General features: G+C 64.3%; 24 protein-coding genes. 16 read left to right on the top strand and 8 right to left on the bottom strand.

The window, feature by feature from the left end:
• Positions 1-8: 8 nt before the first annotated feature.
• Positions 9-974, bottom strand: a complete 966-nt coding sequence (locus LK533_RS15220) for a S8 family serine peptidase (protein ID WP_229363928.1) — start codon at positions 972-974, stop codon at positions 9-11.
• A gap of 547 nt (positions 975-1521) precedes the next feature.
• On the opposite strand from LK533_RS15220, the gene LK533_RS15215 reads away from it, so the two are divergent.
• Both LK533_RS15215 and LK533_RS15210 read left to right on the top strand, forming a co-directional pair.
• Entirely contained in the window at positions 1522-3486 is a 1965-nt protein-coding gene (locus tag LK533_RS15215; RefSeq protein WP_229363927.1) for a family 1 glycosylhydrolase, read from the top strand.
• A gap of 206 nt (positions 3487-3692) precedes the next feature.
• On the top strand, positions 3693-4649 hold the full coding sequence (locus LK533_RS15210; protein ID WP_229363926.1) for a manganese catalase family protein: 957 nt from the start codon (positions 3693-3695) through the stop codon (positions 4647-4649).
• A gap of 87 nt (positions 4650-4736) precedes the next feature.
• Here the strand turns inward: LK533_RS15210 and LK533_RS15205 are convergent, their stop codons facing one another.
• The 4 genes from LK533_RS15205 to LK533_RS15190 all read right to left on the bottom strand — a co-directional run bounded on the left by LK533_RS15205 (position 4737) and on the right by LK533_RS15190 (position 8400).
• Positions 4737-6044, bottom strand: a complete 1308-nt coding sequence (locus LK533_RS15205; RefSeq protein WP_229363925.1) for a cation:proton antiporter — start codon at positions 6042-6044, stop codon at positions 4737-4739.
• Positions 6045-6462: 418 nt separating this feature from the next.
• A complete protein-coding gene (locus LK533_RS15200) occupies positions 6463-7326 on the bottom strand; it encodes a YsnF/AvaK domain-containing protein (protein WP_229363924.1) in 864 nt (287 codons plus the stop codon).
• Positions 7327-7354: 28 nt separating this feature from the next.
• On the bottom strand, positions 7355-8014 hold the full coding sequence (locus tag LK533_RS15195) for an OmpA family protein (RefSeq protein ID WP_229363923.1): 660 nt from the start codon (positions 8012-8014) through the stop codon (positions 7355-7357).
• Positions 8014-8400 (bottom strand): YsnF/AvaK domain-containing protein, encoded by a 387-nt coding sequence (locus LK533_RS15190; RefSeq protein WP_229363922.1) that lies wholly within the window; start codon positions 8398-8400, stop codon positions 8014-8016. The genes LK533_RS15195 and LK533_RS15190 overlap by 1 nt, the downstream gene beginning before the upstream one ends.
• A gap of 197 nt (positions 8401-8597) precedes the next feature.
• Here LK533_RS15190 and LK533_RS15185 point away from each other — a divergent pair, with 197 nt between their 5' ends.
• Positions 8598-10043: a PAS domain S-box protein gene (locus tag LK533_RS15185; RefSeq protein WP_229363921.1), complete on the top strand. Its 1446-nt coding sequence runs from the start codon at positions 8598-8600 to the stop codon at positions 10041-10043.
• A 182-nt stretch (positions 10044-10225) separates the two neighbouring features.
• On the opposite strand, the gene LK533_RS15180 is transcribed toward LK533_RS15185, so the two are convergent.
• Positions 10226-11215, bottom strand: coding sequence for a LacI family DNA-binding transcriptional regulator (locus tag LK533_RS15180; protein ID WP_229363920.1), 990 nt, complete (start codon positions 11213-11215; stop codon positions 10226-10228).
• Positions 11216-11329: 114 nt separating this feature from the next.
• On the opposite strand from LK533_RS15180, the gene LK533_RS15175 reads away from it, so the two are divergent.
• The 13 genes from LK533_RS15175 to LK533_RS15115 all read left to right on the top strand — a co-directional run bounded on the left by LK533_RS15175 (position 11330) and on the right by LK533_RS15115 (position 20885).
• Positions 11330-12211 (top strand): DMT family transporter, encoded by an 882-nt coding sequence (locus LK533_RS15175; RefSeq protein WP_229363919.1) that lies wholly within the window; start codon positions 11330-11332, stop codon positions 12209-12211.
• Positions 12178-13653, top strand: coding sequence for a sugar porter family MFS transporter (locus tag LK533_RS15170; protein ID WP_229363918.1), 1476 nt, complete (start codon positions 12178-12180; stop codon positions 13651-13653). The genes LK533_RS15175 and LK533_RS15170 overlap by 34 nt, the downstream gene beginning before the upstream one ends.
• 2 nt (positions 13654-13655) lie before the next feature.
• The gene (locus LK533_RS15165) at positions 13656-14180 is read left to right on the top strand and encodes a VOC family protein (RefSeq protein ID WP_229363917.1); all 525 of its coding nucleotides are present in this window, start codon (positions 13656-13658) and stop codon (positions 14178-14180) included.
• A 205-nt stretch (positions 14181-14385) separates the two neighbouring features.
• Complete coding sequence (locus tag LK533_RS15160) at positions 14386-14655, top strand: hypothetical protein (RefSeq protein ID WP_229363916.1); 270 nt, start codon at positions 14386-14388, stop codon at positions 14653-14655.
• Between the two features lie 392 nt (positions 14656-15047).
• Entirely contained in the window at positions 15048-15368 is a 321-nt protein-coding gene (locus LK533_RS15155; protein ID WP_229363915.1) for a hypothetical protein, read from the top strand.
• A 404-nt stretch (positions 15369-15772) separates the two neighbouring features.
• The gene (locus LK533_RS15150; RefSeq protein ID WP_229363914.1) at positions 15773-16180 is read left to right on the top strand and encodes a hypothetical protein; all 408 of its coding nucleotides are present in this window, start codon (positions 15773-15775) and stop codon (positions 16178-16180) included.
• Between the two features lie 218 nt (positions 16181-16398).
• Positions 16399-17049, top strand: a complete 651-nt coding sequence (locus LK533_RS15145) for a hypothetical protein (RefSeq protein WP_229363913.1) — start codon at positions 16399-16401, stop codon at positions 17047-17049.
• 32 nt (positions 17050-17081) lie between these two features.
• Entirely contained in the window at positions 17082-17480 is a 399-nt protein-coding gene (locus tag LK533_RS15140) for a hypothetical protein (protein WP_229363912.1), read from the top strand.
• A gap of 251 nt (positions 17481-17731) precedes the next feature.
• A complete protein-coding gene (locus LK533_RS15135) occupies positions 17732-18268 on the top strand; it encodes a hypothetical protein (RefSeq protein ID WP_229363911.1) in 537 nt (178 codons plus the stop codon).
• Positions 18269-18384: 116 nt separating this feature from the next.
• Complete coding sequence (locus LK533_RS15130; protein WP_229363910.1) at positions 18385-18573, top strand: DUF6771 family protein; 189 nt, start codon at positions 18385-18387, stop codon at positions 18571-18573.
• Between the two features lie 337 nt (positions 18574-18910).
• Entirely contained in the window at positions 18911-19573 is a 663-nt protein-coding gene (locus LK533_RS15125; protein ID WP_229363909.1) for a YgdI/YgdR family lipoprotein, read from the top strand.
• Positions 19570-20418 (top strand): hypothetical protein, encoded by an 849-nt coding sequence (locus tag LK533_RS15120; protein ID WP_229363908.1) that lies wholly within the window; start codon positions 19570-19572, stop codon positions 20416-20418. Before LK533_RS15125 ends, LK533_RS15120 begins: the two co-directional genes overlap by 4 nt.
• 29 nt (positions 20419-20447) lie before the next feature.
• Positions 20448-20885 (top strand): hypothetical protein, encoded by a 438-nt coding sequence (locus LK533_RS15115; RefSeq protein WP_229363907.1) that lies wholly within the window; start codon positions 20448-20450, stop codon positions 20883-20885.
• 303 nt (positions 20886-21188) lie between these two features.
• Here the strand turns inward: LK533_RS15115 and LK533_RS15110 are convergent, their stop codons facing one another.
• A complete protein-coding gene (locus LK533_RS15110) occupies positions 21189-21341 on the bottom strand; it encodes a hypothetical protein (RefSeq protein ID WP_229363906.1) in 153 nt (50 codons plus the stop codon).
• Positions 21342-21381: 40 nt separating this feature from the next.
• The gene (locus LK533_RS15105) at positions 21382-21528 is read right to left on the bottom strand and encodes a hypothetical protein (protein WP_229363905.1); all 147 of its coding nucleotides are present in this window, start codon (positions 21526-21528) and stop codon (positions 21382-21384) included.
• Between the last annotated feature and the right edge of the window lie 296 nt (positions 21529-21824).

Genomic DNA, 21824 nt, shown 5'->3' with positions numbered 1-21824 from the left:
CCGAAGGATTAGCCCCGCGCCTCGTCCCGCTCGCGGTCGACGGTCTGCAGGGCGCGGCGAACGTCGAGCAAGCCGCGCCCGGTAAGCGGATCCGGGCCGCGGTCCGCAAGGTCCCGCGCGCTGCCAAGCAGCGCTGCCGCCGCCTCCGGCCCGGTCAGCCCGGGATCGCGGCTGAGCAACAGCGCCGCGGCGCCTGCTGCATAGGACACCGAATAGGAGGTGCCGGACGTGAGGCGGCAAAACCGGGTGGTGCAATTCACCACCACCTGCTCGCCAGGCGCCGCGATGTAGCGGTCAAGGGCAAGGCCGGCCTTGTTCGACCAGCGGGTGAGATCGCCGCGCCTGCTGCTGGCCCCGACCACGATCATCGCGTCCCTGAAGCGGGGGTCGGACGCATAGCGGCCGGGCCAGTGCGGCTGGTCGGAACCATCGTTGCCCGCAGCGGCCACGATGACGACGCCCCTGGCCGCTGCGCGCGCAAGCGCCGGCTCGATCTGGGGTATCGGCCGCCTGGAAGCCATCGGCATTCCGATGACGCGGGCGCCATGATCGACCGCGTACTCGATCGCGCGCGCCAGCACGTCGGCATCGAACGCACAGGTCTTGCGGCAGGAGCCATCCCGGTCGGCGCGGATCGACAGCAGGGTTGCGCCATAGGCAATGCCGAAGGTGCCCGCTCCGTCGAGGCGCCCGGCGAGCAACGACGCAGTCTGGGCTCCATGTTCATGGTCGCCGTCATCTTCATGGCGGTCGGGCACCAGGTCCGTGGAAGCAGGGGAAAGGTCGGCGAAGAGATCCGCAGAGGTGCCGCCGATGCCGGTGTCGATCATCGCGACCACGACACCGCGGCCCGTGACACCCTTGCTATACGCGCGCGCCGCGCGGCTGGCCTCCACACCCCAGCTCAGCCGGTATTCGATGCTTCCCGGCCGAGGCCGGCCGTCTCGCCCTACCCCGGCGGTATCCGCAGGCATGGCAGGGAGCGGAGACGCCAGCGCGCCGACGGCAAGGATGAGGGACAGCGCAGCGGCATACGCGCTGCGAACACGAGAACGGCTCACGATCAGCTCCGGGAGGCGCGCCCGACCGAACTCGGGCGCTACCTGGATGTAGGATGGCCGTAAGCGATTGAAAGATAGGCATTTGCTGGATTGGGGCGAGGCGCCGTCTCGTTCGGGAGCCGCCAGTTCGAACCGGTGCTCGGCGTCGTCCGGTTCCTCCCGGACGCCCGGCGCCATGTGCCGCCCGCCCGTGCTGGTTCAAGCCGTCGACCAGGATGTCGAACCCTCAAGTTCCGCCGACTGTCACCGGAGCACAGATCAGAGCGGGAAAAAACCGGCATGCGGTTTGATGGAAATATTAAAAGTAGATAATCAACATACATCAAGTTGTCATTCGACCTAACCTAAATTGGTCGTGGCGAAATCTTGAAACCATTGCTCCGCGCCTTTGTTGCATTAGAGAATGCTTACAGGGTGGCTTATGTTTCAAGATCTTAGCAAACCGCCTGCCAATTCCGAAGTGCGCCCGCTCGAACTGTGGGGAGGCCACGAGTGCACGGTCAACCGGGTCGGCGACCAGTGGTTCGACCAGACCTTCTGGAGCGGCCACCAGGATCGACTCGAGGATTTGAGCCTGTTTGCAGGACTGGGCATCCGCTCGTTACGATATCCGGCGCTTTGGGAGCGCATCTCCCCCGATAACCCAGATCATCAGGACTTCGCCTGGACCGACGCGCGACTGGCGGAGATACGGCGGCTGGGGATGAACCCGATCCTGACGCTGTGTCATCACGGCAGCGGCCCGCACTATACGTCGCTGCTTGACGAGGGTTTCGCGCCTGGCCTTGCCCGCCACGCCGCAGCGGTCGCTGCTCGGTACCCCTGGGTACGGGATTACACCCCGGTCAACGAACCGCTGACCACCGCCCGCTTCAGCGCCCTGTACGGCTATTGGTACCCCCACAGAACGGACGAGCGATCCATGTGGGTCGCGCTGCTCAACGAGATCGATGCAACGCGGCTGGCCATGCGGGCGATCCGGGAGATCAACCCCGCGGCTCGACTGATCCAGACCGATGATCTCGGCCATTGTCATGCCACCCCTCCGCTCCAGGGCGAGGCGGATTTCCAGAACGAGCGCCGGTGGATGGGATGGGACCTGCTGTGCGGCATGGTCGTACCAGGGCATGCGCTGTTCGAGCGCCTCGCTGGCCTGGGGCTGGCAGACCGCCTGCGCGCCATCGCCGAGGACCCCTGCCCGCCCGACATCATCGGGGTGAACCATTATCTTTCGAGCGAGCGCCTGCTTGACCACCGGATCGAGCGCCACGAGGCACGGTCCTTTGCCGATCGCGAGCTCGGCGAGATCGACGGAGTCGTGCACGTGGATGTGGATGCGATCGCGCACATCGGCGAGGATGCGGTCGGCTTCGCCGCCTTGCTGGAGCAGGCCTGGCAGCGGTATCGGCTGCCAGTGGCGGTAACCGAGTGCCACCTGGGTGGTACGCGCGACGATCAGGCGCGCTGGTTCGTGGAAGTCTGGGAACTCGCGAGCGACCTTCGGCGCCGCGGCGTCGATCTGCGCGCCGTAACCGTCTGGTCCCTGCTTGGAGCCTGGGACTGGAATCGCATGGTTACCCGCCCGGTCGGCCACTATGAAAGCGGTGTGTTCGACGTGCGCATGGGCTCACCCCGCCCGACGATGATGGCCCGCGTGCTGAAGGATCTTGCCCAGGGGCGTCAGCCCGACGTCCCGGGGCTTGGAACGCCCGGCTGGTGGCGGAAAGACCAGGGCTTCGCTCGCGCATCGGCTGTGAGAGGTTCTTCTGCGCCGATCCTGATCGTCGGCACAGGCGCGCTTGCGGAAGCGGCTGCGGCCGCATGTCGCGCCCGCGATCTTCCGCATGTCGAAACGGCAGAGCTGGACACCAGCGCCAGCACGCGGAGGATACCCTGGGCGCTCCTCGACGTCCGCCTCGACGTCACGGACGCTCGACTGGATGCGCTCCACCGGTGGTGCACCGCGCGCGAGATTGGCGGCGTCGTGTTCGGGCGAGCGGAGCTCCCGCCCAGCGGTGGCGCAGGGGACCGCCTGCTGGTGGCAGAAGTGAAGGATAGCTTCACACCGGCCGATGCGTCTGCCCTGCCGGCGCGCATCCTCGACGCGCTGGACGCGGGCGAGCCGATCAAGGTCCATGCGGATTCAACCTGGCACCAGCTCTACGTCCCGGATCTCGCGGATGCCGCGATCGACCTCCTGCTGGACGGGATGACGGGCACCGCCGCGTTCGAGCGCCGCTGCACGGAAGTGGATCTTGCGCGTACCATCGCGCTCATTGCCGACGGCGATCCTTCCTTGCTGAACGAGCGGGGGCGCGGCGATGCTCCAGCGTCAGCAGGGCACGTGGCTTCGCGCTCCTTCATCCCCACCCTCGAGTCCACGATCGAGCGCTTCGTCCGTGAGCGGCGGCAGCTACGCTGCTAGCCTGCCTCTCCCGGGCGGACCGCCTGCCGCAGCCGCCAGGCGGCACCTGCAGCATCCGAAGCTCGGGAGCGGACCTGCTGATTCCGCGATCGGACACAGATCTAGAACCAGCGTCATCATGATGAACCGGTTGAGAATCGAAGTCATTAGGAACGGTGCGGAGGTTGGTTCGCTGAAGCAGGCGAATTCTTCGGAGCACCCACACCATGTTCATGCACAACAAGCGCCTGCAATATACCGTCCGCGTGTCGGAGCCGAACCCGCGGCTGGCGACCATGATGATGGAGCAGTTTGGCGGGGCGGACGGTGAGCTTGCCGCTGCCATGCGCTACTTCACGCAGGGCCTGGGCGAGGACGATGCCGGTCGCAAGGACCTGCTGCTCGACATTGCGACGGAGGAACTGAGCCACCTGGAGGTGATCGGATCGATCGTCGCCATGCTCAACAAGGGCCTCAAGGCGCAGCTGGCCGAGGGTACGATGAAGGAGGCCGATCTCTACATGATGGTCGGCCAGACCGGCAGCAGCGCCAAGGAATCGATCCTGTTCGGCGGCGCGCCGGCGCTGTGCGACTCCGCAGGCGTGCCATGGACGGCGGCCTATGTGGACTCGCGCGGCGAGCCGACCGTGGACCTGCGCTCCAACATCGCGGCAGAGGCGCGTGCCAAGATCGTCTACGAGCGGCTGATCAACATCACCGACGATCCCGGCATCAAGGATGCCCTGGGCTTCCTGATGACGCGCGAGGTCGCGCACCAGAAGTCGTTCGAAAAGGCGCTCTATGCGATCGAGAACAACTTCCCGTCGGGCAAGCTGCCGGGCGTGGAGAAGTACGCGAGCATGTACGTCAACACCTCGCAGGGCGAAGGCGACACGACCGGCCCGTGGAACACCGGCGAGGAATGGGATCGCGTCGACGACTTGGAGCAGGTGATGCCGGTCGATGGCGGCGATGGTACCGCGAGCGTGAAGCTGGGGGCCAAGGACAAGAAGGTTGCCGCCAAGATGGCGGAGCGCACCATGTCCGATCCTGCAGCCGACCCGACCACCGGTGCCGACCTGGGTGCAGGACCCGGCGCGGGCCGCACCAAGAATGGTGACATGGGTGGCGCACCGGACATCGAGTCCGCACCCGCGATTGCGGAAGCGACCACGGCCAAGTGAGGTGAAGGGCAGCGCTCTTCCAAAGGAGCGCTGCCTTTCAACAACGGTCAACGCGTAGGCGGCCCGCCTACGCGTACTGCTATGTCGTCACTCCGGTCCTGCTGCCGGTCCCTGCAAACCCGGTGGGGCGACGCCCTTGGCTTCGGGGTCGATGCCGCGCTGCTGGTCCAGCGTGCGCATGATCGGCGTCACGGTCAGGCCATGCAGCAGGATCGACATCAGCACCACCAGGCCGACGATCCCCCACAGGCGTTCGGCATCCCCCACGGCCATGTGGTTGATCCCGAATGCCATGTAATAGATGGAACCCACACCGCGGATGCCGAAAAAGGCCAGCGTCCGCTTCTCGCCCTGATCCGCGGGATAGCCGATCATCGCGATCCATCCGGTAAGCGGGCGGATCACGAGCAGGATGACCACGGCGACGATGACCTCGCGCCAGCCGACGCTGGCGAGCAGCCCGCTGACCAGGGCGCCGCCGAACAGGATCAGCAGCACCATCATCGCGAGCCGTTCGATCTGTTCCGTGATCGCATGCATCTCAAGCTGGAACTTGTGCTCGCGGTGGGCACTGCGCAGGGTCAGGGCCGTCACGAACACGGCCAGGAACCCATAGACGTGCACGATCTCGGTCAGGCCATAGGATACCAGGGTCGCCGACAACGCGATCAGTCCGTCCCCGGTATGGGCGAGCTTGGCCTTGGACGGCACATGAAAGGTCAGCCATCCGAACACCCGGCCGACGATCCAGCCGCCGACGATCCCGCCGCCGATCTCCCACAGCACGCGGTAGCTCAGCCATTCCAGGAGCCAGGGTTTGCCGCTGGGCAGTGCGACGGCCAGCATGATGGCGAGGTGCACGAACGGGAAGGCGGCACCGTCGTTCAAGCCCGCCTCCGACGTGAGGCCGAACCGGACGTCGTCTTCGTCGCCGGTCTTGGGCGGTCCTACCTGCACATCGGCTGCCAGCACGGGATCGGTCGGGGCCAGGCTTGCCGCAAGCAGCAGGGCGACCGCCAGCGGCAGGCCAAGCATCGTCTGGCCAAGCACGGTGATGGCGACAATGCCAAGCGGCATCGTGATCGCCAGCAGCCGCCAGGTGATGCCCCATCTCCGCCATCCGAACAGGCGATCGATCTTCAGGCCGGCACCCATCAGCGCGATGATGACGACGAACTCGGCAAAGCGTTCGGTGATCTCGGGATAGCGCACCGGCAGGGGCTGCAGCGTCACCCGGGGCAAGAGAAACCCGGCTGCGCCGATACCGATGCAGATGATCGGCAACGACAGCGGCAGGCGTTTGAGCGCCATCGGCAGCCACGCGACCAGAGCGATCAGCACGCCGAGCCCCGTGAGGACGAGAATGTACGGATCCGGGGCTAGGGTCGGCAGCATGGTGATGTAACGATGCATCCATGAAATCGGCGCTGGAAAATCAGCCCGTCTGGCCGGTCCAACGCGAGCTTTCGACGCGTTGCGTCCGAGCGGAGTCTTCGCGCGGGCGCAGCCTTGCCAAGCTGCCCTCCGGCCGGGGTCGAGTAGCTACGATCTCGACTCTGCTCTCCTGCATCGGCGCACCGAGGCGCGGACCTCTGGCCCTGCCGGAGTTCGCCAATGGGGTAGACGCTCACAGGCGACGATGAAGGGCAATCGTGCTGCGGATCTGCAATCGGCGGGATGCGCCGGTCGGGCTGCGCCTTGGCACCTGACCGGGGCCGCGTTCCCATAGATCACGACCGGCATCGAGACTTGAGCCGGCCGGATAGAGCATTTGAAAACCTGCGCCGACCGAGCCGGCGCAGGTTCACAATCATCAGATGACGGGCTTGTCGCTCGTTCCGAAGCCGCTGCGGTTCGTGTCGAGGTCGCTGTCGCGTTCGATCTCGACGTCCGTCCGGCGGACCGTCTCGTCGATGTTCTCGACATGCTCTTCGGCAGTCTTGGAGACCACGACCTCTTCGACGACGCGCGCGTTCTTGCCGACAACGGCTTCCTCGCCGGTTGCCGTCATGTCGATCGTGCGCTCGCGGAACGCATCGCCATCGGCAGCCGAAAGCGGCAGGTCGACCGAGCGGCGCTGTACGTCGACGCGCTCGTTGCGCAGGCGGATCTGCTCGTGGACCGGCGTCTCCGACACGTAGGAACGGACCCGGACGCCACCGCGGCTCACATCGCGCTTGCCGACGACCAGGTTCTCCTCGACGATCGGGATCACCTCCTCGCGCTCGCCGCGCACCGTGTCGCGATCGGTGTCGTTGCCGTAGCTACCGAACGCCGCTGCGGCGCCGGCCGAACCTGCGGCGGCCGTGGCGCCATGGTTCCAGCCCGACGAACGCCACTGGCTGGAGCGGTCGTCGATGTCGACCGTGTTCGCGTCCTCAAGCACGCGGACCGCTTCGTCGATGCAATCGTCGTCCACGTCGGCGGTCAGCAGGGTGCCGCCCCGGCGAACGCCTTCCTCATAGGTGTGGCGGTCTTCGTCCGGCGCGAACGCGTTCTTCACCGAGTCCCAGATGCCGCGATCCTCATGGCTGGAATAGCCGTCCTCGCGGTAGCCGGCGCTCGACTTGTCATGAAGGTGAACGTGATCCGCATCCACCCGGGCATCCTGCAAGCGCTGCTTGGCGGCCTCGGCGTCGGCACGGTTGTCGAACAATGCGGTGATGGTAGTCGCCATGGGTCTTCTCCTGCACTTGTTTTGGGGATTATCGCGCCGTCACCACCAGTTCGGTGCGGCGGTTCTCAAAGCGGCCGCTGGCGGTCGCATTGGTGTCGACCGGATCGTTCTCACCGCCCGAGACGGTTTCGATACGACCGGCGGCGATGCCCTTGCCGACCAGCGCTTCCTTGATGCTGTCCGCGCGGGCCTTGCCGAGCGCGATGTTCGCAGGCTCGGCACCGCGAGCGTCGGCATAGCCGGCGATGCGGATACGGGCGTTCGGATACTGCTGCAGGGTAGCTGCAATCTGGTCGATCTCCGCCGCATCGGCTGCGCGGACTGAACTTTGGGCGGTGTCGAAGTTCAGCTTCTCGAACTGGAACGTGCGCGGGGTCGGCTCGGTGCCGGCAAGAAAGCCGCCGAGCCCGGACGTGCCAGCCACTGCTGCGGAGGTGTCCGCATTGGGCGTCGTGGCAACGACGGCGCCCGCGCCCGCTGCTGCTCCGTTGACGCCCGCGTCCGGCGTTGGCGAAGCAACGGGAGCTACGACGTTCGTCTCATCCCGGTTGCATCGGCTGAGCGCCAGGAGCAGCGCGAGAATGCCAAGTGCGAGCAGCAGCCAGGGCAACCATTTGAAGCCCTTCTTCTTTTCGATGTGAATGTGGCTGGGGGCACCGTCGCGGTGTTCGCCGTTGGGTCCGGGCATCAATGTTCCTCCTGTTGATCGAGTTGCGTCCGCTCGACCTCCACTCGCGTCCGACGCAGCGTCGTGGGCAGCTCGACCGGATCGACGATGACCGTCCGCCGGACATGCAGCTCCTCGACAAGGAACAGGCGTTTCTCGACCACCAGCCGCTCTTCGAAGACCGGTACGATCGTGACGTCGCCTTCGGTGCGAGTTGCAGGCACTTCCGTCACCTCACGCCCGATGGGCACGCGGGTGACATCCACCTGTTCACGGCGCAGCGTCTCACGGACCAGGACCTCTTGTTCCTCGGCCGTCGTGCTGACCCGTACCTTCTCGGTAGCGACCACACGTTTGGAGACGTGTGCCTCTTCCTGAACGATCGGGATGTGAAGGTCGTCGGACATGGCAAGCCTTGCAGTTCGGCTGCCTCAACCACTCGGGGACTCATCCGGGTCCAAGCGGTGCAGAAATACAACGATCCACATTAGTAGATCGATACCAGCGGCCTTAGTACTCCTGGCGCGCGATGCCCCGTCGCGAACGCGGAACAACGACGACGCGAACGCGCTTCCCGGTCATGGGCACACCAATTCCAACCACCTTGGCCGGCGGCACCCTGCAGCACCTGGAGCAGCTGATCGACGGCCTTACCGCCGGCGTCATCCTGATTGATCTGTCCGGCACAATCGTCTGGTGCAATGACGCGGCGCTGGCCATGCACGGCGTCGACGAGGCGGGAGACCTGGGCAGCACCGCGGATGAGTATGCGACGCGTTTCGCGCTCACGTTGCCCAACGGCCATCGGTTGAACACGCGCGAGTATCCGGTGATGCGCGCGCTGGCAGGCGAAAACATCCCAGACCTTACCGTGCGGGTAAGTGCCTCGGGCACAGACGAGCCGCGCTGGACTCACCATGTGCGCGACGTCGTGATGACGGGCGACGATGAGGAGCCCGACTGCATCGCTCTGGTTCTTCAGGACCTGTCAGAACAGACGGAAGCGGAAGCGCGCTTCGAGGCCATGTTCCAGGCGAACCCGGCACCTGCTCTCATTCTGCGGCTGGCCGACCAGCGGTTCGTACGGGCAAACCGCGGGTTCCTGGAAATGACCGGCTATGGGCGTACCGCGGTGATCGGGCGAAGCCTCTACGAGCTGGATGTCCTCAACGAAGCGGAGCGTGTCGAGTTCGCGCGGCAGCGGCTGCTGGAAGGCAAGACGATTCCTCAGATGGAAGCCGAACTGCCGCTTCCCGATGGCCACACCAAGCTCGTGATCCTGGCCGGCCAGCCGATCGAGATCAGCGACGACAAGTGCATGCTGTTCACCTTCGCCGATCTCGAACCGCGCCGGAAGGCGGAGCGCTCGCTGCGTGAAAGCGAAGCTCATTTCTCGACCTTGTTCCGCATGGCCCCGGTGGCGATGGCCCTGACCTCGCCCGATGACCATCGCATGATAGAGGCGAATGACGCGTTCTGGCAGCTGACCGGCTACTCGCCGACGAGCTTCCTGGGTCGCGCGGCAGGCGATCCCGAACTCTGGGCGGATGTGGCGGAGCGGAATGCTGCGGAATCGGAGATCGCGCGAGCCGGAGGACTGCGCAACCGTGACGTGCGCCTGTCGGATGCGGAGGGCCGGCCGGTCGACTGCCTGCTCTCGGCGGAGCGGATGGTGCTGCACGGTGAACGCTGCACCTTGTGGCTGTTCCAGGACATCACCGCGCGCCGGCACAGCGAACTGGATCTGGTGAACGCCATCGAGGCGGTGATGAAGGACGCCAGCTGGTTCAGCCGGTCGGTCATGGACAAGCTCGTCAATCTGAAGGACCCGCGCGGTACCAGAACAACCGTCCAGTCGACCGACCTTACCCCGCGTGAGCGCGAGATCCTGGAACTCATCTGCGGCGGACAGGATGACCGAGTGATCGCCCAGACCCTGTCCTTGTCCAGGAACACGGTCCGCAACCATGTCGCAAGCATCTATGGCAAGATCGGCGTCAACCGGAGAGCTGCAGCCATCGCCTGGGCGCGGGAGCGTGGTCTGACCTGACGGTATTCCGTTGATGCGGGCGGCTCTCACCGCGACCCTGGTTGGCTGGCGCACAACGGACGCCCCATCCTTGCGGCGGCGACCTTGAACGGGTCGCGCCATGACCTGTCCAACCGGGATGCCGGCCGCTGTTCAGCGGCATGGCGAGCCGGTGGCCCTGATACAGGAAACAGATCCGGCCGTTACGCGACCCCTACCAGGGTGCTGCGACGCTCGACAAGCTGCGGCGGGATCAGCTGCTCGGCAGGGCTCGCCTCCAGGTCGCTCACGGTTGCCACCACCAGCGACGTCAGCTGATCCACCTGTTGATCAAAGCTGGTTAACGCATAGCCGGGCCAATCGGCCTGGACGATATTGTCGACGCCAGCGATCCGAAGCCCGGCGGGCACGGCGAGCTCAGCCTGATGGGCTGCGTCGATCGCGCCGCACGCTACCAGGTCGTTCACGCAGAACAGCGCGTTGATCGGCTCCGCTGAGAGCAGGCGCGTTGCCGCGTCGAACCCGCCTCGATGCGTGAACGAGGCGCTGCGCCCGACCACGACGGCATGGCCGAGGTCGCGAAGGCGCGCCACATACCCTTGCTCGCGGCGGCGCTGCGTCGGCGTATCCGGCCCAGCAAGGTAGCCGAACCGGGAGCCGCCACGGGCGAGCAGCAGATCGGCTGCCTGTCGGCCGACCGCGTGATTGTCGACGTTGACCGTCCAGATGCCCTTGCTGCGTACCCCATGCGCTAGCTGGATCACGGGGGTGCGCATCGCCGCGATCGTGTCTGCGGCAGCCCTGGTCTGCACGGCGAGCGCGCTCACCACGGCGTCGACGCGGTAGCGGGTCAGGTCCGCCACGACTGCGTCGAGGGCGGTGTCGCTGTCGACATTCACCAGCATCACCATTCGGCCCGCCTGGCGCAACGCCGCGGTCAGCGTTCCCAGCACCTCGGCATAGAAAGGATGGCTCAAGTCGCCGGTGACGATGGCGACGATCCCCGTCTGCTCGTTCTGCAACAGGCGAGGCAGCATATTGGGTTGGTAGCCGAGCTTCGTTGCGGCCGCGAGCACCTTGGCGCGGGTGGCAGGCGAGACGCTGGCGCCCGGCGTAAAGGTCCGTGAGACAGCCGACTGCGAGACCTGAGCCTCTCGCGCTACGTCGATCGAGGTGGGCCGCCGCAGGCTCATCGCGCCGTTGCCTCCGATCGCCGGACCATTTCCTCACCCCTGCATTGCATAGCTATGCAACTTCTCCGCCGTCTGGCAGTTCATTGTCAACCCAACCCTTGTTCGGAACCCTCCTTGCCCGCCCTGCTGATCGCGTTTTTGTCCTATGCCGCCTTCGCGATCAGCGATGCCTCGGTGAAGCTGGTGGAAGGCAGGATCAATCCGTTCGAGGCCGCCTTTGTTGGCGCATTGCTGGGCTTTGCGGCCTTGCCGTTCATCCGCAAGCCCGACGAGCGGCTGGGCGATCTGCTGCGCACAACCAACCGGCCTCTGTGGCTGCTGCGCGCTGGCGCCAGCGCCGCCTGCACCGTTTGCAGCGTCATCGCCTTTACCCGGCTGCCCATGCCCGAAGCCTTTGCGCTGATCTTTCTGATGCCGCTGTTTGTCACGTTGTTGTCGGTGGTCTTCCTCAAGGAAATCGTCGGTCCATGGCGCTGGGCGGCAGTGGTGCTCGGCTTTGTCGGCGTGCTGATTGTCCTGCGTCCGGGGTTGCGCGCGATCGGCCCCGGCCATGTTGCTGCGCTGGCAGCGGGCTTCACCTCGGCGCTGTCGATCATCAGCTTCCGGCTCGCCAGTCCCCAGGAGAAGCGGATGTCGCTGTTCGGTGCAGGGCTGATAGGTCCCTTGCTCGTCAATGGCGTGCTGATGCTGCCGGCCTTCACGGTTCCGGCACTTGCCGATCTGGTGCTGCTGGCCAGCTATGGGCTGTTAGCAGCGGCTGGTCAGGCGTTGCTGATGACGGCGACGCTCCGCCTCCCCGCCAGCCAAGTGGCTCCACCGCAGTACAGCCAGATGATCTGGGCAGTGCTGTTCAGCTATTGTCTGTTCCGTCAGCCGGTGGATGCGGCAACCTTCCTCGGCATTGCGGTGATCGTCCTTGCCGGCCTGCTCACCTGGCTCCGCGAGCGCGTGCGCCTGCCCGCATGGCGGCGACGCCTGCCGATGCGCCCGCGCTGATCCTTTCTTTCGTTTCCAACCAGGAGCTTCGACCCCTCTCCATGCAGATTGCTACGCCGCGTTCCACTGATCCTGTCCAACCGGCCGCCGCGGATGGCGCGCCCTCCCGCTTCTGGCTGGTTGCGGCCATTGCCTCGCTCGGTGGCCTCCTGTTCGGCTACGACACTGGGATCATTGCCGGCGCGCTGCTGTTCATCCGTGAGGACTTCGCGCTGTCGGAGTGGATGGAAGGCTTGGTCGCCGGGGCAGTGCTGGTGGGGGCGGTCGGCGGTGTTGCGATCGGCGGCCAGCTTGCCGACCGGTTCGGCCGGCGGCTGCTCATCTTCGCCTGTGCTGTGCTGTTCGTGATCTCGTCCGCGCTATGCGCTGTGGCCCCGGGTATCGGGATGCTGGTGGCTGGGCGGGTGCTTGTCGGCATGGCGGTGGGTGTCGCGTCGATGGTGACGCCGATCTACCTTGCCGAAATTTCACCACCGGCGCAGCGCGGCACCATCGTCACCTTCAACTCGCTGTGCATCGTCACCGGCATGCTCGGCTCCTACCTGCTGTCCTGGTCGATTGCAGATTGGGCGTACAGCTGGCGCTGGATGCTGGGTTTCGGTGTGCTGCCAGGCGCCTTGCTGGCGCTCGGCATCCTGTTGCTGCCGGCGAGCCCGCGCTGGCTCGCCGCGCAGGGGCGGTTCGATGAAGCCCGCGAGGTGCTTGCGCGAATGCGCCCGGACGATGCCATCGACGCGGAACTGAGGCTGCTGCGCCGCGATGCACGCGCCCAGGGCACAGAGGCACGCTGGTCGACGTTGTTGCAGCCGCGCTATCGCCGTGTGCTGCTGGTCGGCCTGCTGCTTCCCTTCTTCCAGCAGGCGACCGGGATCAACGCGGTGCTGTACTTCGCACCGCGCATCTTCGAGCGCGCCGGAGCCGACACCCCGGCGCGAGCCATCCTCGCCACCGCCGCGGTGGGCGCGGTCAATGTTCTCTTCACGCTGGTGGCATTGCGGTTGATGGACCGCGCCGGGCGCAGGCCGCTGCTGCTGTGGGGGATTGGAGGCATGACCCTCATGCTGACAGCCCTGTCCGTGGGCTCGGTCGCCGGAGCGTCGTCGCTGGTATTCGCGGCCACCTGCCTGTGTGGCTTTATCGCCTTTTTCGCATTCAGCCTGGGCGCCTGCTACTACGTGCTCGCCTCCGAGATTTTCCCGCAGGCGATCCGCGGCCGGGCAATGAGCCTGTCGGCCGGCATGATGTGGGTGACCAATCTCGCGGTTACCGTAAGCTTTCCCGTTCTCAACGACGCGCTCGGCAACGGCGGCGCCTTCGGGCTGTTCGCGGCGATCGGCGTCGCCGCCCTCCTGTTCGTGTGGCGGCGCGTACCCGAAACGCGCGGGCGATCGCTCGAACAGATCGACCGCCTGTTTTCCACCAACCCTCAAGCGAAGGTGTAACAATGACCGATGATCGTCCACGCGGAATCGAGCATGTCGGGATCACGGTGCCCGATCACGACGCCGCGATCCACTTCTTCAAGGAGGCGTTTGGCGCCGAGCCCCTGTTCTCGCTCACCACGCGTGATGGCGATCCGATGCGGGCACGGGAACTCGCGCCCAAGAACGGATTGGCGCAGGGCACCGCGATCGTCGCAGTGACCATGCTTCGGCTCGGCAACGGCGCCAACCTAGAGGTGTTCGAGATCGATCATCCGACAAGTCGGCGTTCGAGCGGCATCGCCGATCAGGGCATCAGCCACTTCAGCCTCACGGTCGACGACATCGATGCGACAACGGCACGCTTCGTGGCAGCCGGGGGCGCATTGCTGGAGGGGCCCTACGACCTTACGGGCCAGGAGGCCGGACCAGGCAATCGCGGCCGTTTCGGCCTGACGCCCTGGGGATTGTTGATCGAGTTCGAAAGCTTGTCGAGTGCAACGACCAGCGACACGGGAACAGACACTCAGCGCTGGCTGCCCGATTGACGCGACGCAAGCCACCGCCTGATCAATGCCGCGTCCGATGAACCCGGCCCAAGGACGACCGCTCTCGCTAGTCCCTTTCCGCAAGCAGACCGACCGCCAAGTCCCCACAATGGGCGATCCCAAGCGGCTGGCTGGGCTCGCCCAAGCGGTCGGTCCGCTCACAGGAACGAGCGGCAGGCTTCCACTGGCGCAATGGGACGCGTGAATGGCCGGGATTGGGTCCTTCTTCGATGTATTGCTGAGATCTGGCAGCTGCCATGCAGCCGACGTCATTCCGCTGCGCAACGGTGTCGAACTCGGCCCGCTGGTCTTGCAAGCGATGCAGCGTGTCCCCCAACATCCTGAATTGCGCGCCTTCGACGTGGAACTTGCGGCACCGCTGCGAGACGTGATCACTCGCTCGCCGAAGCTTTCCCCCGATTCCCGCTGCCTTTCCCGGATACCTGTTTGCACCTTCCTGCGAAATCAAGGTTAGCATGGCTGAGGCAATGGAGAAAGGACTTGCGTCCTCTTGTTTTCGAATCTGTTGGTGCAGATCAAATGTGATATGACAGAGATATTGCAATTCAAGACGGACTGAAAAGCAAGATAATGAGATACTTTGTCGTACTAACGGTCGCCGCACTCATAGCTGTTCCTGGGTGTGCGACAGCGGCTGGACCCGCGAGCGGACAGTTCGAAATGTTCGACGTAGCTGTACAGGGAAGCCGCATCGTTGGTCGCTACCTGGAGGAGCAAGGCCATCTTGGACCAAATGCGCCGGCTAGAACCTGTTCCTTCACCTTTTCAGGTACACTCCGTCCAGATGGGCGCGCCAACGTGACTGCAAAGGGGTTGGGCGCGCCCCCAGCGACAGGGACGCTCAGCTTGCGCGACGATGAACTCACGCTCGACGTACCTGACGTCAACCGGTTCGGCGGGTGCTTCGTGCCGAAGGGCGAGGCGTTGACGGGCTCCCGAACGTTGACCGCCGGATGGACCGACCTCGCGCAAGTGGCCGTCCCGCGCGCCAGGTTCCGCGCGTCACCTACTGGCAGACCGGGGGCCCGCTATGTGGTGAAGGGCGATCTGGTCGGGGTAATCCGCCAGAGCGGCAACGCGATGCTCGTAGAGTACGCCTCAGGCGAGGGGCCGACGACCAAAGGCTGGATCGGCACCGACGAAGCGCGATCGATCGGCGCAAACTGATTAGTTGAGCAGCGGCAAAGAGCATGCCGGGAATTCATTGCTGGCAACCACCCCGCGTCACCGCCCCATCCCTCCCGTGCGCCCTCAGATGGCGCTACCGCTGGGTCAGTTACCGTAGCATGCTGGCGGCCGATCGCGGGTGGATTTCGGGCGGGCAGCTTTCAGGCAACGGGGCACCGAAAGCAGGATAAGCGGGGCACAAGCTGGTAGTTTCTGGGTTTTGAGCTACCTTGCTTGAAACGGAGGTTGTCGAACACTTGTTGACGCTGGCTTCCTTCTGCGGGAGCCTCTCGGCGGGAGGACGAAGAATGCGCGCTCTAATAGCCGGGTTGGTTACGGCCTCTTGCTTGAGCGCCTGCGCGCCCGCGCCGGCAGATCCGCCTGCCGAGGCCGCCGTAAGCTCCATGGAACTTGATCAACTCGACCTTCGCGATGGCGGCGGCGTGTATAAGTCGACGCGTGATGGAGTGACTGTCGAAGTGCCGTTCGCGATCGACATCAGCAAGATCGACCCTGCCCGGCGGCACGACAGCGAGCGGATCGGGCAAACCGACGATGGCGTTATCGTGCTGCTCGACCGATACGCCAGCAGAGCGAGCCCGGATGGACATTGTGCCAATGGCATCGAGAGCTACGTGCGTGCGTTTTCTTTGCAAGAACGCAAGGAAGTGTTCGCAGCACTCGCGGAGAGTTGCTTGAGTGATAAAGCGGGACCCGACGCGGAGGTCGCGTGGGAGGCGCCCAGCGGCTTCCGCGTCGGCGAGCAACGTTACGCGGTTCAGGCACAGAAGGTCGTGCCGCTTGCAACCTGATGACTCGGAGTAGTTAGAGCATGCAAGATCAGCAGATTTACGTTCTCGACCGCGACGCAATGATGCGGCTTTGGCTGTCTGCAAAGGTGGCAGCCAATCAGGTGACGCAGCTCCAGGCTAACTAACTTTGGCGCCGCTACAAGACCGAGAGCCGGTTCGCAGCGAACTACTTCTCGACGGCGACTGACCTTGCCCTTCTGGCCAAGCTGGCCAAGGATTTGGGGACACCGATTGGGCGCGTCTATTTCAAGAACTATGGGGGCAAAGCGCACATCGTGTTTAAGGGGCATCCAGGATTGCGGCGAATCCTGACCGGCACCCGATACGGGGTGCAGAACGCGAAAGTGGTCAACATGGGGCTGGGGCTCGCCGGCGTCAAAGCATCGGCCAGGAGCGGCGGCATCGTATCGATTTTCCTGCTCACGGCTTGGAACATCGCCGACTATGTCATGCGGGACGAAGCCACACTGGGAGGTCTGCTCGGGGCCATTGCTAGCGATGTAGTGAAGGTTGCGATCGGCAGTGCAATCGGCGTTACCGCAGGTGCACTAGCCATGGGTACCGCGATCGGCACGTTTGCACTGGGTCCATTGGCGGTGGCGGTAGTCGTCGGCGTAGGCGCCGGTTTGGCGCTCGATTGGATAGACAATCGCTTTCAACTCACTGAGAAACTTCAGAACATGTTGGACCAAGGCATCGCCAGACTTCATCAGCGCTTCGAGCAGACGAAGGACAACATGATCGAAGTTGGAGTTGGCATTGCGGCTTCACTTGCCAGTCGAGTAGTCGACCTAGCTGTCGACTACGCAACAGACGCAGCGAAGCGCCAGCTTGACAAGCTGACCTGGCAATTCCTTCCCCGCTTTTGACGCCGGTGGGGAACAGCGACCGACGTGCGTCGGTGATCCTCGCATTGGCGATGACGTTGCTGGCCTTGGCGCTGGCGTGGGTGGCCTGGGACGGCACCGCTTCGTTTTGGCGGGAGCTGGGAGATCGTCGTTCTGTCGAAGTTCGCACCGGGGTCGGTGCTGCGGCCGTCGGCACGGTGCAACTTGCGCTGCTGGTCGGCATGCTTGCCCACACTTCGCCGAAGCGACAGGAGGGGTTTTTTCGCGCTATCCTGTGGCTCTCACCTCTCTTGGTACTGTTCCCATTAGCTATCTTGGTTGCTACTGACATTTTCCTGCCGCGTCAGGGTTACCATCGCTGTATGCCGATAAGCGGTCAGCGTTTTCTCAACCTGTTATGGGCACCAGCCGGAGCTACTTGCCCCCACATGATTACCGATGTGGGGCAGTAAGGCTCGCAGCGAATACATGTCAGCCTCAAGTATCAAGGCGGCACTGGTCTCTGCCAGAGGACGCTGGGGTTGCCGTCGAGAAGTGGAGAGTGATGCCGGTGGCAGGCGGTGAATGTCCGCTTCTAAGCATTGCGGCGAACACGTGGAATGGCAGTTCTTGGGCGTTTCCTGCCGCTGCCGTTCGGGGTTAAACATCACCCGCGGGGTGCTCCAGCAACGATGTATAAACCCGAGACCGGTACGCCTCCCCGGTGGACGCGATCACAGCAAGTTCGAAGGTGGCATTGCCGCGCGAGCTTTTCATCGCCGCGGTTGCGCGCGTGAATGAGTGGCGCGGCCGCTGCCTCGACGCCTTCACGCGAACCGAAGAGGCCGTAACCGAGTGCCTGGCATGCTTGGCGGAGGTGGAAGGACGTGGCGCTGATGTGCGCCTCCCTCACCTCGTCGGGCAGCGATTCGAAGCGCTGGCATCCGCGATCGGTCCAGGAGGTCCATTCGAGAAGGAGGCGGGCACCACCGCGGCGACGCTGGAGCAGTGTCGGGCACATGCAGAGGCTAGGAACATGCTTTGCCATGCGACGTGCAAAGTGACGCTCGACCCGTACGGGCAATGGACTGCGGTGTTTCGGCTGGTGTCTTTGCGGTCAAAGCGCCTCCAGCGGGACACGCTCGTTCTGACGGAAACAGAGGCAGAGCAACTACGGGAGAGCATCACCCGCAGCGGCAAGGACCTTTGCTCCCGGTTGGGTCAACTGAGATCGCGGTTCAGAAAACCGGCGACCGAGTAGGTGCTGCCGCGAGAAGTTGCCGCACGAGTGTCGTTCCCGCTGACACGAATGACCCATCAGCGGGGCGCATCCGCTCAGGCTTGTCGAATCGTTCCTGTTGTGTTCTCATGCGCTACATGGAACCAGCCGACCCCGCCGCGATAGCAACTGCGATCCTTGAAGCACCGGGATGGTGCCGCGTGGGCATCACCGCGCCCGGCGAGCATCTGCGGAAGCAGGCGGCGAAGGAACTCGCGCTGTCGATCGCCTCCTCGCTCGACGCGCAAGCCGCACCCGATCGCAATCAGCTCCTGCTCCCTCTTTGAGGTGTCGGCCAACACTCGGCTCGACAGCCTCACCGACTTAACGAGCCACAAGGCGAATCTCCGTGCCCGCTGCTACTGCGGCGCGGAGCACGTGTTCGATGCAAAGCGACTCTGGCGCTATGCTCTGCTTAAGGGTTGGTCGACGCAGCTCGGCGCGCTGGGTTACCACATTCGGTGTCAGCGCTGCGGCAAGCGCGGACCACGCCTGAGTGCCACACCCGAGCCGGCAACGCTGGCAAACCCATTTCCGCGATCAGAAGCGGAGTGGAAGCAGCTACGGCGGCGTATGCGTGACTAAGGAGGGCGGACATCGCAGCACGTTCGAGCGGGAGCCTGGTTGACGGAAAAGAGCGACGACGCCCGTGCTCGCGTAACAGCCAATATCAGTGTTCGTCTGAGCCGACGGATTGCTTGCATCGCGCGATTGATCGTGCAGTTTGCGCTTCTCCAAGCCGTCGGCGCGCTTTACGCTGTTCGAATGAGAGCCACTCCAATGCTGGCCCTAGCGGCTATCTTTCCGATCCTTGCCGGCTGCAGTTCGGCCGATGGGGCAGCGGAGAACACCGGCACGCCAGCGGTGGCAATCCTGGCGTCCGATGCCATCGAGGTGACCGGCGCTACGGGCATCTACACCTACGGCGACGACGGCGCGAAGACGCAGATCCGCTTCCCGATTGCCGCCGAGCGCGCCGACCCCGTCCTCTATCACGATGTCCAACGAGTCGGCGAAGGTGGCGGCGTCGTGGCGGTGCTCGACAGCTATGGAAGCAAGATTGGCGGGGAGCGTTGCGCCAATGGGCGGGAGTCATGGGTGCGCCTGTTTTCGGTCGCACAACGTAGCTTGACTGACTCCATACTTGTGGAGAGCTGCCTTGATCAACTTACGGCGGGCGACCCGTCGGTGACATGGCATGGTGACGGCTTCACGATCAGCGGCAAGAAACCTCGCGTGTTCAGGATCGTGGAAGGTAGGGCTCAGAGGACCGAGGAGCGCTCATGACCGAGCAAACCGATCAAGTCATCATCGCTGATCGCGACATGCTTGTCCGTATATGGCTGACAGAAGCGGTCGCGACGGGCAAGATGCCACAGGTTACCGCCGACAAGCATTGGAAGGGCTACTCAGAAAACTGGCACACTCTCGCCAACTACTTTTCCGCCTCGGACGATGTAATGCTGATCCGTAAGCTGGTCAGGGAAACTGGAATACGAGGTCGTTGCTACTTCAAGACCTATAACGGCAAGTTGCATGTGGTGTTCAAGGGATATCCCGGACTTCGTCGCGTGCTCACTGGAACAAAATATGGTGTCCTTCATCCCAAAGTCTTAGGTTTGGGGATAGGCAAGGCGGGGGTGGCCAAGTCAGTCAAAGGCGGCACGATCGTATCTGTCGTATTGCTGACCGCATGGAACATCATCGACTACGTCATTCGCGACGACGCCACGCTGGGGCAGATGCTGGGCGGCATCGCCGGAGATGTGAGTAAAGCGCTTATCGCCGGTGGTGTCGGCTATGCTGCGGGAGCGACAGCCGTTGCGCTTGGCATGACAGTGGCGGCAGGGCCGCTCGTGATCGCGGTGGTCGTGGGGCTGGGTGTCGGCTGGGTGCTCGACGCGCTCGACAAGAAGTATGGCTTCACGGAGCGCCTGCAAAAGCAGCTTGATGAAGGCATCGTCGAATTGGAGCGGCAGAAGCGGGCACTGGTCGCGCGCGGAAAGAACACTGCATATCAGGCCGCCGGGAACGTGGTCGACCTGATCCGCGACGCCGCTGTTGCCGAGGCGAAGCGACAGGTCCGGAACATGGTCTGGAAACTTCTGCCCCGCTTTCCCACCCTGCGATGAGGAGCGAGCGGCGTCGCGCGGCGCTCTTCATGGCAGCCATCGGACTGACGTTATCGGTGCTGTGCGGATGGCTGCTGGCGGACTCGTTAGCGGCGTCTCTTGCTGCGTGGCGAACCGGTGCATCGGAGGTGCGGGTATCGGGTGGCGATTTCGGGATGCTTGCGTTGATGCCGATCTTTGTGGCGTTGGCGGCTTGGGGAACGCTGGCACTGCTTCGCGATGACGCAGCCGTGAAGCGGATCGGTAACAGGATCGCGATGGCGGCCATGATTGCGGTGCCCGTCTCGCTCAGCGGATCGTGGGCGTTGCAGGACCTGGCGGAACGGAGGCTTGCAGCAGACGGATATGTGCGGTGCGGGGCGGAGCGCACCGGCCGCTTTCCATCCTTAACCCTGTGCGCCCGCAAGACGCCACCAGCGCAGACGTCACCTGATGCCGGCGATGCGGCGGATGCTGGCTCGGTCTAAGCGCCACACCTGAGCCGGCGACCCTGACCGACCCCTTCCCTCGATCGGAAGCGGAGTGGACAAAACTGCGGCGGCAGGTGCGGAATCGACGGGGCCTGATGCACGCGCGGTTCACGAGATTCGATTTGGGCCAAGGCAGGGAGGGCCGCGACTGGCTGCTAGGCGCGCAGGTACCGGGCGACGGTCAGCGGGGCCCGGCGGGCCTCTAATGGCCACCTCGACCAAAAAGAAAAAGTGGGTATCAGCCCCGCCCCGCGTACCAGCCGAAGCCAGCGCGCGAAGCGGGGTTGAGACGATCGGATGTTAGGACAGCAACGTGTAGGTACCCGCCGCATCTCGCCGCCAGCGATGGACCTCGCGGTTTGTGCCCGTCCCCTCCGCCAGGAGCATCGCGACATGGCCACGCTTGAAGTCGAGGTGGCCAAGCGTGCCGATGATCTGGCCCCGGGTGTCCACCCCTTCGGTTATGCAGGCCGAAATCAGTACGAGTACCTGATCATGCCGGTTCGGCCTGCGGAAGTCCCTGGACCAGCGAGCGCAGAACCTGCTCGGAAGACAGCGCCTTATCGATGTCCCCCAGAGTCTGTTCGTAGTCGCGTGCCTGCCGGTCGTTGGCGACCAGATTCCCATTGCGCATGATCATAGAAGAATATGTCAAATGTCAAAGCTCGCGGCAGGTACCCCCGCTGAGCACTGGCGGGGCGCACCAGCCCAACGCACCGCACCCTTCGACTTGAAAGCTCCCAAGCTCTCAAAAGGAGCGTCCGCTTATCGGGTTTGACGTCCCTAAGCTGCCAGTCCGCCACCGGCCCAGTTCCAGCCGTTCCGGCACCCAGCGATCCAGACGCGCATTCGGAAGGAAAGCAGAGCCCCAGCTTCTCGAAGAGCGGCAGCGTAGGACCAGTGCGCGGTCCTATCAAAGCGCCCCAGCCAAAACCC

It is taken from the genome of Sphingomonas sp. PL-96 (assembly GCF_020707215.1).
Taxonomy (GTDB): Bacteria; Pseudomonadota; Alphaproteobacteria; order Sphingomonadales; family Sphingomonadaceae; genus Sphingomonas.
Note: the sequence above shows the minus strand (reverse complement) of the source record. Positions and strands in the feature narration are given on the sequence as shown.

Coding starts and splice junctions, on each gene's coding strand:
- LK533_RS15220 (WP_229363928.1), bottom strand. CDS start 974: ATGCCTGCGGATACCGCCGGGGTAGGGCGAGACGGCCGGCCTCGGCCG.
- LK533_RS15210 (WP_229363926.1), top strand. CDS start 3,693: ATGTTCATGCACAACAAGCGCCTGCAATATACCGTCCGCGTGTCGGAG.
- LK533_RS15205 (WP_229363925.1), bottom strand. CDS start 6,044: ATGCTGCCGACCCTAGCCCCGGATCCGTACATTCTCGTCCTCACGGGG.
- LK533_RS15200 (WP_229363924.1), bottom strand. CDS start 7,326: ATGGCGACTACCATCACCGCATTGTTCGACAACCGTGCCGACGCCGAG.
- LK533_RS15195 (WP_229363923.1), bottom strand. CDS start 8,014: ATGCCCGGACCCAACGGCGAACACCGCGACGGTGCCCCCAGCCACATT.
- LK533_RS15190 (WP_229363922.1), bottom strand. CDS start 8,400: ATGTCCGACGACCTTCACATCCCGATCGTTCAGGAAGAGGCACACGTC.
- LK533_RS15180 (WP_229363920.1), bottom strand. CDS start 11,215: ATGAGCCTGCGGCGGCCCACCTCGATCGACGTAGCGCGAGAGGCTCAG.
- LK533_RS15170 (WP_229363918.1), top strand. CDS start 12,178: ATGGCGGCGACGCCTGCCGATGCGCCCGCGCTGATCCTTTCTTTCGTT.
- LK533_RS15165 (WP_229363917.1), top strand. CDS start 13,656: ATGACCGATGATCGTCCACGCGGAATCGAGCATGTCGGGATCACGGTG.
- LK533_RS15160 (WP_229363916.1), top strand. CDS start 14,386: ATGGCCGGGATTGGGTCCTTCTTCGATGTATTGCTGAGATCTGGCAGC.
- LK533_RS15150 (WP_229363914.1), top strand. CDS start 15,773: ATGGAACTTGATCAACTCGACCTTCGCGATGGCGGCGGCGTGTATAAG.
- LK533_RS15130 (WP_229363910.1), top strand. CDS start 18,385: ATGGAACCAGCCGACCCCGCCGCGATAGCAACTGCGATCCTTGAAGCA.
- LK533_RS15120 (WP_229363908.1), top strand. CDS start 19,570: ATGACCGAGCAAACCGATCAAGTCATCATCGCTGATCGCGACATGCTT.
- LK533_RS15115 (WP_229363907.1), top strand. CDS start 20,448: ATGGCAGCCATCGGACTGACGTTATCGGTGCTGTGCGGATGGCTGCTG.
- LK533_RS15105 (WP_229363905.1), bottom strand. CDS start 21,528: ATGATCATGCGCAATGGGAATCTGGTCGCCAACGACCGGCAGGCACGC.